General features: G+C 64.7%; 12 protein-coding genes and 1 riboswitch. Of the genes, 7 read left to right on the top strand and 5 right to left on the bottom strand.

From position 1 onward, the window contains the following. Both VL752_RS02240 and VL752_RS02235 read left to right on the top strand, forming a co-directional pair. Nucleotides 1-187, top strand: a 187-nt coding sequence (locus VL752_RS02240) for a PfkB family carbohydrate kinase (RefSeq protein WP_325352107.1), incomplete at its 5' end; no start/stop codon positions are given. After that, nucleotides 184-981, top strand: a complete 798-nt coding sequence (locus VL752_RS02235; RefSeq protein ID WP_325352106.1) for a Cof-type HAD-IIB family hydrolase — start codon at nt 184-186, stop codon at nt 979-981. The genes VL752_RS02240 and VL752_RS02235, both read left to right, overlap by 4 nt. Nucleotides 982-997: 16 nt before the next feature. On the opposite strand, the gene VL752_RS02230 is transcribed toward VL752_RS02235, so the two are convergent. Next, nucleotides 998-1,630 (bottom strand): ABC transporter substrate-binding protein, encoded by a 633-nt coding sequence (locus tag VL752_RS02230; protein WP_325352105.1) that lies wholly within the window; start codon nt 1,628-1,630, stop codon nt 998-1,000. Between the two features lie 605 nt (nt 1,631-2,235). On the opposite strand from VL752_RS02230, the gene VL752_RS02225 reads away from it, so the two are divergent. The 3 genes from VL752_RS02225 to VL752_RS02215 all read left to right on the top strand — a co-directional run bounded on the left by VL752_RS02225 (nt 2,236) and on the right by VL752_RS02215 (nt 3,241). After that, the gene (locus VL752_RS02225) at nt 2,236-2,712 is read left to right on the top strand and encodes a DUF2938 domain-containing protein (RefSeq protein ID WP_325352104.1); all 477 of its coding nucleotides are present in this window, start codon (nt 2,236-2,238) and stop codon (nt 2,710-2,712) included. An 82-nt stretch (nt 2,713-2,794) separates the two neighbouring features. Beyond that, nucleotides 2,795-2,998 carry a hypothetical protein gene (locus VL752_RS02220; RefSeq protein WP_325352103.1) on the top strand — a complete coding sequence of 68 codons (204 nt, stop codon included), beginning with the start codon at nt 2,795-2,797 and terminating at the stop codon, nt 2,996-2,998. Nucleotides 2,999-3,022: 24 nt separating this feature from the next. After that, nucleotides 3,023-3,241 (top strand): hypothetical protein, encoded by a 219-nt coding sequence (locus VL752_RS02215; RefSeq protein WP_325352102.1) that lies wholly within the window; start codon nt 3,023-3,025, stop codon nt 3,239-3,241. A 48-nt stretch (nt 3,242-3,289) separates the two neighbouring features. On the opposite strand, the gene VL752_RS02210 is transcribed toward VL752_RS02215, so the two are convergent. Then, nucleotides 3,290-4,852 (bottom strand): PAS domain-containing sensor histidine kinase, encoded by a 1,563-nt coding sequence (locus VL752_RS02210; RefSeq protein ID WP_325352101.1) that lies wholly within the window; start codon nt 4,850-4,852, stop codon nt 3,290-3,292. A 333-nt stretch (nt 4,853-5,185) separates the two neighbouring features. On the opposite strand from VL752_RS02210, the gene VL752_RS02205 reads away from it, so the two are divergent. Further along, nucleotides 5,186-5,635 carry an RcnB family protein gene (locus tag VL752_RS02205; RefSeq protein WP_325352100.1) on the top strand — a complete coding sequence of 150 codons (450 nt, stop codon included), beginning with the start codon at nt 5,186-5,188 and terminating at the stop codon, nt 5,633-5,635. Nucleotides 5,636-5,681: 46 nt separating this feature from the next. On the opposite strand, the gene VL752_RS02200 is transcribed toward VL752_RS02205, so the two are convergent. Next, nucleotides 5,682-6,725, bottom strand: coding sequence for a HoxN/HupN/NixA family nickel/cobalt transporter (locus VL752_RS02200; RefSeq protein ID WP_325352099.1), 1,044 nt, complete (start codon nt 6,723-6,725; stop codon nt 5,682-5,684). A gap of 99 nt (nt 6,726-6,824) precedes the next feature. Continuing rightward, nucleotides 6,825-7,009, bottom strand: a riboswitch (cobalamin riboswitch). Between the two features lie 169 nt (nt 7,010-7,178). Between VL752_RS02200 and VL752_RS02195 the strand changes: the two genes are divergently transcribed. Continuing rightward, nucleotides 7,179-8,456 carry an MFS transporter gene (locus VL752_RS02195; protein ID WP_325352098.1) on the top strand — a complete coding sequence of 426 codons (1,278 nt, stop codon included), beginning with the start codon at nt 7,179-7,181 and terminating at the stop codon, nt 8,454-8,456. 323 nt (nt 8,457-8,779) lie between these two features. Here VL752_RS02195 and VL752_RS02190 read toward each other — a convergent pair whose 3' ends face one another. Both VL752_RS02190 and VL752_RS02185 read right to left on the bottom strand, forming a co-directional pair. Next, on the bottom strand, nt 8,780-9,049 hold the full coding sequence (locus VL752_RS02190; RefSeq protein ID WP_325352097.1) for a hypothetical protein: 270 nt from the start codon (nt 9,047-9,049) through the stop codon (nt 8,780-8,782). A 479-nt stretch (nt 9,050-9,528) separates the two neighbouring features. Further along, a partial coding sequence (locus VL752_RS02185; RefSeq protein ID WP_325352096.1) for a Hint domain-containing protein occupies nt 9,529-10,389 on the bottom strand: 861 nt, incomplete at its 5' end.

The raw sequence follows: 10,389 nt of genomic DNA, 5'->3' as shown, positions 1-10,389 counted from the left end.
AGGCTGCGGCGACGCCTTTACCGGCGGCCTCATCGCCGCTCTCTCCCATGGCTGGGACATCGAGCGTGCGGCCCGCTTTGCCGGCGCCTGCGGTGCGCTGGTCGCAGGCGGTCTCGGCTCGGATGCCGGGATCGTGGACTTTGCCTCCACGGTCGCGGCCATGGACAGCCTGCCGCTCAAGCGATGATGCACCCGCGGCTTCTCGTCTCCGATGTCGACGGCACCATCGTCCGCCACGACCGCACGCTCGCCCCCAGCACCATCGCGGCGGCGGCACGATTGCGCGCGGCGGGCATCCGCCTCGCCCTGATCAGCAGCCGTCCGCCCGGCGGGCTTGCGGTGCTGCGCGGCCCGCTGGTGCTGGACACGCCCTGTGCCGGCTTCAACGGCGCCCTGGTGCAGGACGAGGAGGGCAAAACCATCGCCGAGCACACCATCCCCGCGGATGCCTGCCGCGAGGCGGTGGCGCGTCTGGAGGCGGACGGGCTGGACGTCTGGGTCTTCGCGGACGGCGAATGGCTGCTGCGGAACGACCGTGCGGCCTATATCGCGAGCGAGCAGCGCTCCATCGCCATGGAGTGGCGGGTGGTGCAGGATTTCACGCCGCATCTCGGCCGCGTCCACAAGGTTATGGGATCGAGCCCTGATTTCGCCCGCTGTGCCCTGGCCGCCTCCAAACTCTCAAACGCACTCGGAGGAGAAGCCGCAGTCCTGCGCTCGCAGGATTATTACGTGGATGTGACCCATCCGCGCGCGAACAAGGGAGAAGCGGCGCTGGCCATCGCGCAGCGCCTGGGCATCGCGCCCGCCGATATGGCTGCAATCGGGGACATGCCGAACGATCTGCCGATGTTCGCGGCCAGCGGCCTCGCCATTGCCATGGGCAATGCGCGGAACGAGGTTCGGGCCCACGCCCGCTTCATCGTCGCGGACAATGACCATGACGGCTGGGCGGAGGCGGTGGCGCGGCTCCTGGGCTGAGCTGCGCCGGCGCGGCTCAGGCCGAAATGGCACCGTTGGAGAGGTTCCCGACCTTGGTCTTCAGCGTGGCGATGAGGCGGCTTGCATTGCCCTGGGACACGAGTGAGGCAAAGTCCGAGCGCTGCACGGCAACACGGCTGATGGTCCCATCCAGCAGAACATCCACCACCTTCCACCCGGCCGCCTCGTTGCGCATCACATAATCAATCCGCAGCGGATCGCGATTGGGCTTGGTGATGGTGGTGGAGACCACCTGCTGGCTGCCGACGGCGCGCGTATTGGGCGACACCGTCAAGACGCGGCCCTTATACGAATGGAAATTCGAGACATAGGTCGCGACGGTGAACGCACGGAAGACCGACAGCAGCGTCTGCTTCTGGCCATCAGGCAGGCTGCTCCAGTAGGAGCCGACCGAGACCCTCAGGATGCCTTCAAGGTCGAAGGCCTGGTCCACGGCCGGGGCCAGGGTCTGGTAACGCTGCTGAAAAGCCGTCTGCCGGCCTTGCTTCATGACCTGAAGCAGCACGACGTAGAACTGGCTGATGGTGCCCGGCCCCCCGCCTGCACCAGCCGACTGGGCCTGTGCGCCGCCCGCTACCAGGACGAGCGGCAGGCTCATGGCCAATAGGCCTCTTCTGGACACCGTCATGCCAAGCTCTCCTCGAGGATCATTCGCAGAATACAACATCTTTAGACCTCGGCCTCTTGGATTTTTCAACCATTCAGGCCGCAGTTCGACCAAGAGACGATCCGCATCGCATGCAGCGCAAGCGCGGAGCCGGATGGCCGTCCGAGGCTTATGTGGCAACGCGTGCCTCGTGGCGAAGTGCAGCTCCTGCACGGCTGCCTTCCCCACGCTCTCGAAAATATGACTTCTGCGCAAGACAGTGGAAATGCCCCGACAACCGGAAGTTGCTGCGGCTGCTGGAAAACCCGCGCGCCGCCGGCTATGAGATTGCCCAAGCATTCGCGACGGCCGAGGACCTCCGCACGGGCATCACGGCCCTTACCTTCAGCGGTCTGCCCTGACCGCCGTCTCGGCGAGGTTCGGCATCCCGCAAGCGGATGGGCGGTACCGTCCGCCGCCCGCGCGGCTCGCCCGGACCGATGCCACGATGTGTGCCGCAAAGCGCGGCGGACGAAACCGCTGCGCGATTGCGCGCGGCCGAGCTGCCTGTCGCTCCCCGGGGAGTTGCGAGGCCCGCGCCGCTGCCGCAATCTGCGGCACCATCTTTCTGCAGAGGCGTGATTCGGATGATTGACCTTGTGTGGCGTGGCATCGTGATCGGCCTCGGCGCCACGATCCTGATGGATGTATGGGCCGTCATCCTCAGCTGCTTTCCTGGCCAGAACCGGCCCAATTGGGCGCCGGTCGGGCGCTGGGTCTGGCATCTCCGCCACGGCCAGGTCTTCCACCACAACATCGGCCAAGCCGCACCCTATGCGCATGAGCAAGCGCTCGGCTGGGTCTTCCACTATCTCGTCGGCATCCTCTACGGCGTGATTCTCGCTTTCCTGGTGGGGGCAGCCTGGTTCGCGCATCCGAGTTTCTGGCCCGCCTGGATCTGGGGCATCGTGACCATCGCGGCGGGGTGGTTCCTGTTGCTGCCCGGCCTGGGTCTGGGCTGGATGGCCTCCAAGACGCCCGCTCCGACCGTGACCCGGTTCCTCGGCCTTGTCGCGCATACGGTCTTCGGCTTCGGCCTCTATGCGACCGCGCTCATGCTCTAGAGTGTGGTCGCCCGAACCACTGTCTCGGTGATCAAGTAGGGTTGGCCACGACCGCCGCTCCACCGTTGACAAGGAGAAGTCCATGCCACGGAACACACTCTTCATCCTTCTCGGCTCTGCAGTCTTGCTCTCCGCCTGCGCGGATAGTCATGCGAGCGAGTATCGAAACGACCACAAGGCCTTTCTTAAGGAACTGATCTATTGTGAGAACAATTACGCTAGCCAGCACAATTCGCCGGCCTGCCGTGCCGCCTTCAAAGTCAATTCCGAACTCTTTCCCGGATAACTCGGCCCAGGACCAGCCCATCGCATGAATCCCGCCTTTCTGCTTTCCGCCTATTACCGCCACGCCGACAGCGTCGGCTGGCTGGTCCGCTCGATCGAGAACGCCATCGTTCATGCCTTGATCTTCGGACTCGTCTTCCGGCTCATGCGTCAGCTGACGCTCGGCCAGGCGGTGGTGCTCGTCGTCGCCGTGCTTGCCGTGATGTTCCTCTGGGCCAGGGCACGGGACCGCCGGCGTTGGTAGCCACGCGCGGCGCCGTCCGGATCAATAAATTGGAGACCGATTGAGACTTTAGCGCAGTATGGCGTTGACCCGTTCCGCCAGCAGGTTCATCGCAAAAGGCTTGGCGAGCACCTGCATGCCCGGGCCGAACTGGCCTCCGCCCATGATCGCCGCCTCGGCGTAGCCGGTGATGAAGAGCACCTTCAGATCGGGGCGCAGTTCCCGCCCCGCATCGGCCATCTGCCGGCCGTTCATGCCACCCGGCAGTCCGACATCCGTGATCAGCAGGTCGATCGGCCGGTCTGAACGCAGCACCGCGAGCCCGCCGGCGGCATCGCCTTCTTCCAGAAGACGATACCCCAGTTCCCCGAGCACATCGACGATCAGCATCCGGATCGCCGGCTCGTCGTCGACCACCAGAACGGTCGCCTGACCTGCTCCCGCCGAAGACAGGTCAAGGGATGCTTGCTCGATGCTCTCTGCGCTATTCGCGCTTGTGAAGTTCGGAAGATAGATGCGCACCGTGGTGCCGCAGCCCGGCTCGGAGAAAATCCGCGCCTGACCGCCCGATTGTTTGGCGAAGCCGTGGATCATCGACAGGCCAAGACCGGTGCCCTGGCCAAGCGGCTTGGTCGTGAAGAAGGGATCGAAGGCACGAGCCAACACGTCGGGCGGCATGCCGGCGCCATCGTCGATGACGCTGATCGCGACATAGGCGCCGGCCGGAACGCCCTGGCTGCGCGCCTCCGCTTCGTCCAACACCATGTTCTCGGCTTCAATGCGGATCGAACCCCCGGCCGGCATCGCGTCACGCGCATTGATGCAGAGGTTGAGAATCGCGCCTTCGAGCTGATTGGCATCGCAAAGCACCGGCCAAAGATCGGGTGCGAAGTCCAGCTTGAAGACGATGCTATCGCCCACGGTGTTCTGCAGCAGTTCCGCCATCGCGCCGATCAGGCGGTCGACCTGCGTCACCGTGGGGTCGAGCGTTTGGCGTCGGGCGAAGGCGAGAAGCCGATGGGTCAGCGCGGCGGCGCGGGATGCCGCCCCTTGGGCGGCCGTGATGTAGCGGCTGAGCTCGGCCGTCTGCCCAGCCGCAAGCCGCGCCTCCATCAGGCTCAGGCTGCCGATGATCCCGGTGAGAAGATTGTTGAAGTCGTGCGCAAGGCCCCCGGTCAGCTGGCCCACAGCCTCCATCTTCTGCGCCTGAAACAGCTGCTCGCGAGAGGCTTCTAGTTCAAGCTGCGCCTGCCGCCGCTCGGTCAGATCGCGCGTAATCTTGGCGAAGCCAATCAGCACACCCTGGTCATAAATCGCGTCGATCACCACCATCGCCCAGAAGCGGCTGCCGTCCTTGCGGCACCGCCAGCCTTCGGCGACGAAGCGGCCGGTCTCAACGGCGGTGCGCAGTGCGCGATCCGGCACACCCTCGGCGCGGTCCTCAGGCGTGTAGAAAAGCGAGAAATGCGCGCCAAGAATTTCCGCCTGACTATAGCCCTTGATCCGCGCGGCACCGGCGTTCCAGGTGACGACATGGCCTGTCGGGTTGAGCATGTAGATTGCATAGTCGACCACTTCCCGCACGAGAAGCTCATGCAGATTAGCGGTCGGTATCAGGTTGGCCGTACTCATTGGTTCATGCAGAGGGGGCGTGAGAGAAAAACTGACAATTGTTTCACGCTAGCCTAACGTCGCACGGGCGACAGCGCCACGTTTGCGTGAGGAGAGCGCGTCCAGGCTCCAGCGATCGTCGCCGAGAGGGGTCACGTAAACGACCGGCATGCCACCCCTCCTCGCGAGTTTCCCGCCCGTTATGAATCCGGCCGCATTCCCGGCCGATTGTCGGCCCAGCCCAAGCCTGCGGAAGCCGGCTGCCGCCTCGTTCATCCCTGGAGTGCGACCGACGGCACTTGTCGGACTGATATTCCACCCGACGTTCGCGTCAATAGGCTGAAGGACACAGGAATGAAGCGACTGATATCCGCAACGCTTGCGCTCAGCATGTTTGCGAGCCCCATGGCGCTTGCCCAGCAGGGACCGCCTCCGCCCCAACAGGGGCACGGGCATGAGAACGGGAACGGTCATGGCAACGGACAGTGGCAGGGCAACGGACATGGGCAGGGCCACGAGCAGGGCAATGGACATTGGCAAGCCCACGAGCAGGGTCACAATGGCCAGGGGCATCACTACCAGCCGCCGCCGGCCCATCATGGTGGTCCGGGCTATGGCTGGCACCAGGGCGAACGCGTGCCGCCGGGTCAACGCTATGTCGTTCATGACTGGCACCATCACCACGGCCTCTATGCGCCGCCCCCGGGCCATGAATGGGTGCAGTACAACAACCAGTATTTCCTGGTGGCGGTCACGAGCGGCGTGATCGGCGCAATCCTGGGTGCGGCTGCCGCGTCCCAGTAACGCAAACGGAGGGGCGCCCCGTCGCCGGGGCGCCCGTCGGCAATCCTCAGACCGTATCGAGCCGGTCAAAACCCTTGATCCGGTAGATGGCGAAAGAGAGCAGCCAGCTCATAATGAAGACGCCGATAATGGCGAAGCCGATATCGTTGAAATTCTCGTTCAGGCCGACGATCAGCGCCCATAATCCGTGGGTCAGGCCGAATTGGTCCGCGATCAGCCCCAGCGCCTCGATGCCGCCGACAAGCACCGCGACAATGACGGAAACCAGCGTGATCGTCAGATTGTAATAGAGTTTGCGGATCGGCCGGATGAAAGCCCATTCGTAGGCACCGAGCATGAGAATCCCGTCTGTCGTGTCGACCAGGGACATGCCCGCCGCGAAGAGCACCGGAAAGACCAGGATCGCCTCGATCGGCACGCCGTGCGCCGCCTGGGTCGCGGAGAGGCCGAGCAGGCTGACCTCCGTTGCCGTATCGAAGCCCAAGCCGAAAAGAAAGCCGAGCGGCAGCATCCAGAGCGGGCTCGAGACCAAGCGAAAAAGCGGCCGGAAGAGCCAGGCGAGCGGGCCGCCCGGACCGCCGAGCAGGTCGTGCGTTTCCAGGTGAGCCGCACCACCCCGCCGGACCCGACTGAAACTCCGCCACACGGAGCGCAGGATGACGATGTTCATTCCCGCGATCAGGAACAGGAAAAGGGCGGAAACGGAGGTCGACACCACGCCGCCGAAGGTCTTCCAGGCTTCGAATCGCGTCTCCATGGCCGCAGCCGTCAGCGCGATAGCGGCCGCCACGATCAGCACGACCGCCGAATGCCCAAGGGCGAAGAAGAGCCCGACCGTCACTGGCCGTCGCCCATCCTGCATCAGCTTGCGTGTGACATTGTCGATGGCCGCGATGTGATCGGCATCGACCGCGTGGCGCAGGCCGAAGCTCCAGGCGAGAAGGCCCGTGCCGAGCAGCAGCGGGCTGCCGCGGAAGGTCACGACGGCCCAGGCCCAGGCGCCAAGATTGAAGAGCAGCAGAAAAACATAGATGCCGGCGATGCGCGGCTTGAGCCGCGAACCTGCCGCGGGCGAAGAAAAAAGGGACAAGACAGTCCTCCACAGTCGGGCTGTCCTCGCATCCCGAGCCGCTTGCCACCCGCAGGCGGCCAAGCCGGTTACAGCGAAACACCCCGCCCGCTGCGGATACGCAGACCTACGACGATGGCAGGTCTCCTGGCTCACGGGTCAGGGCCCTCCGCCGCCTTCCCAGGTCGCCCCAGTGGCATCATGGCGGAAGACTCGCCGCTTACAGTTGCGGGGGCAGCCGCGGCGTCGAACCGCGTTCCCTCTTAGCCCCCGAGCAGGGGGGAACCATCCTGTTCAAAGTGACAGAAGGGTCCCGCCGCCGCAAGGCGGACGACAGACGCCAAACCGGCACGATCACGATTCCGCTTGGCGCCCGATTGCCGGTTGTCCGGCTCGGCGCTCTCCCGGAAGGTCATTGCCGGTCGATACGAATACCCGCAGGCGAAACCCCTGCCAGGGCAGCGAGGAGAGAGAGTGGCTGTGACCGGTGAGCCTTCCTCGCACACGGCGCCGATCGGCCGCCGGCCAAGACTTGCCCTTCAGGCCCTGAACTTCTTCATGGCGGACTTTCAGGCCGGTATCGGTCCCTTTCTTGGTGTCTTCCTGCAACAGAAGGGATGGACGCCGGGTCCAATCGGCAGCGTCATGACGGTGGGTGGCGTTGCCGGGATGCTGATGACGACGCCTGCCGGCGCTTTCATCGACCATACGACCCGCAAGCGCTGGGTGGTGATCATCACCGGCATCTGCACGATTCTTGCGTCCTTCCTCGTCCTTGTTTCGCAATCCTGGGTCTGGGTCATTACCAGTCAGATCGCGACCGCGGTCGCAGGCGCCGCCATCGGCCCTGCGGTCGTCGGCATTACGCTGGGGATTGTCCGCCAGAACGGCTTCAATGCGCAGAATGGTCGCAATCAGGCCTGGAACCATGCCGGTAACATGGTCGGTGCCGGACTTTCAGGCTGGCTCGGCTGGCGCTTCGGCATGGCCGCCATCTTCTATCTCGCGGCGGCCTTCGGCATCGCGGCCATCCTGGCGGTGCTGACGATTCCGGAACGCGCGATCGACCACCATGCGGCACGCGGGTTGGAGAGCAGCGACGACCGGCAGGCACCGAGCCACGCTGAGGGCTTTCGGGAACTTCTGCGCAATCGACCCATGGTGATCCTGGCTGCCGCCCTCGCCTGCTTTCATCTCGGCAATGGGGCGATGCTGCCGCTCTACGGTCTCGCTGTCGTCGGCGCAGGACACGGCAACCCGGCCATGTTCACAGCCCTCACGATCGTCGTGGCCCAGGGCGTGATGATTCTGGCCGCCATCGCGGCCATGCGGCTTGCCGAACGGCAAGGTTATTGGATCGTCCTGCTCATCGCTTTCGTCGTTCTGCCCCTTCGGGGCTTTCTGGCCGGTTCGATCATCGCGCATTGGGGCGTGTGGCCGGTCCAGGCGCTCGACGGCGTCGGCGCAGGGCTGCAAAGCGTCGCGGTGCCCGGTCTGGTGGCTCACCTGCTTGCAGGGACCGGGCGCGTGAACGTCGGCCAAGGTGCCGTCATGACGGTGCAGGGAATCGGCGCCAGCCTGTCACCCGCCATTGGCGGCTGGCTCGCGCAGATGCTGGGCTATCAGGTGGCCTTCTACCTGCTGGGAAGCTTCGCCCTTGCATCCGTCGCCCTGTGGCTCGGTTTTGGCACGATGCTGCGGCCGGTCTGCGCGACTCGCCGCACGGAAGCAATCCCAGGCGCCATCGCATAACCGGAGCCATGACCGGCGCCGCATCTCGGCCGCCAGTTGCGCCAACCTCTATCCTCTGTGGGAACGGCCAATTTTTATGCCGAAGCAGCGTTGCCCGACCACGAGATGCAAAGAACGGCGTGGGCCTCGGTGCACGGCGATCGGGACCAGTCTCAGCCGGGAAGGCCAGGACTGGCCATATGCCGGAAAGCCGGTGACCACAATGATGGTTTTACATCGAAATAATATGCGCATCTCGCTTGTCGATCAGTGGAGCGACCGAATGGGATGCGAGACGCTAGGCGCGTCATTTCTCGGGAGGCAGCCTCATTTGGGGCGGGCGATCACCAGCCGCCGCCGTAGCTCCCTTGACACAAGCGGGTCCAGAGGACGTCGAAGGCGGGGTCCTGGAACTCCAGCCTCGTGCCACCGCCACGCCCCTCCATGGACAGATAGCGGGTTGTAATAATGTCGTCTCCGGCCGCCATCACTTTGGCCTGGCCGCATAGGGTGATCAGGTGCCCGGCGCTGATATGCATGGAGCCCTCGCTGAGGCTCTCAAGGCGCGAAACACCGAGCTTGGCGCGTAACGCGACAATGCCCGCAGTCCTCACGTGATTCAGGGCCGGGTCCGCATACTGGCGAACCGAAGGAGCAGCGGGTTCCTGGTTCCAATTGTGCAAAGCAAGCGCCCCGGCAGGAAGAAGGACGCAGAAGACAATGGGCACCACCGCAAGGAACCAAAAAACCCGGGGAGAGCGGGCATGGGGCCGCGCAGGAGCCATGGCGGGCATCGATAAACGCACCAGAAACACTCCGCATGCGGGGCACTCTCTATGGCGTCTCGTGATGACCGCCCCGCACCAAGGGCAGATGACGGTCATGGATTCCTCCCGAGATGCATGTCTTCAATGCCCGCGAGTTTTTGCTTTTCTTCCTCTTAGTTGAACCTTCTGAAGGTGAAACGTTGCCTTGATCCAGGTCAATCGGCAGCGACAAAATCCGGACGTTGGCGGGGCCCGGTTCTTGTCACCAGCCTGGGCGCCTCGCCCGCACGGGCGAGGCGCCTGTCCTATAGCGGAACCGCCTCTTGTCAGGCGGCCTTGGCGCTATGGGCGCGGCGCGCCAGCCGAGCCGTGATGGCATCGACCTTCGGGCCGGTAACCATCAGCGGAGCACAGCCCAGAACGTCCCAGGCCATCGGCGCGAAATCCGGATGCAGAGCCACCGGCAGCCCGCCATTCTCGAACATCCGGCGGCCGCCGGTCTCAAGATAGCTTTCTGCTGGCAGACCCTCCGCCAGCAGCACCTCGTGCTGTGTCAATTCGACGTGGAAGTAGGTAACGCGCTTGATCGCGCGGTCGAAACGCACGGTCGTGCCGTTGACCAGGTATTTCACCGGCACCAGCACCCCTTCGGCGAAGATCGCATGGTCGGGCGAGAGCACCAGATCCCGCGCCGGCACGTTGTCGCCGAAGGCCCCGCGCAGCACGCGTACCGGCCGGACCTTCTCAGGCTCGGCGTGGCGCGCGAGATCAACCAGACGATGGCCGATCCAGGTCACCTCGGAGAGCTGGCGCGCCCCATCAGTCACCGTTACCACCTGGTCGCCGACCTTCAGTGCCTCGACCGCGATCTCACCCTCAGCCGTAAGAATGCGGGTGCCGGCGGCGAAGCAAGGCACGTCAGTCGTAATGACAAGGTTGCCCTCGCTCTCGGTCGCCGTGAAATCGCTCGTCTGATAGTCGCCGGTGATGGCGAGGGTTGCGACGGTCACGCCGCCTTCCGTCACGGTCAGCGTGCCGTCAGCGTAACTCTCGGTGGCGCCCGTCACACCGTCCAGCGTGATGCTGTCGCCGTTCTGGAACCCGTCGATGGCCGCCGCGAAATCGGTGGGCGCGGTCAGTGTCAGGCTGTCAGTGCTGTCGCCGAAGGTCAGGGTCTGGCCAGAGGC

Origin of the sequence: Acidisoma sp. (genome assembly GCF_035492295.1) — a bacterium.
Lineage (GTDB): Bacteria > Pseudomonadota > Alphaproteobacteria > Acetobacterales > Acetobacteraceae > Acidisoma.
The sequence above is the reverse complement of the archived record's forward strand: the minus strand, read 5'-3'. Positions and strand labels throughout refer to the sequence as shown.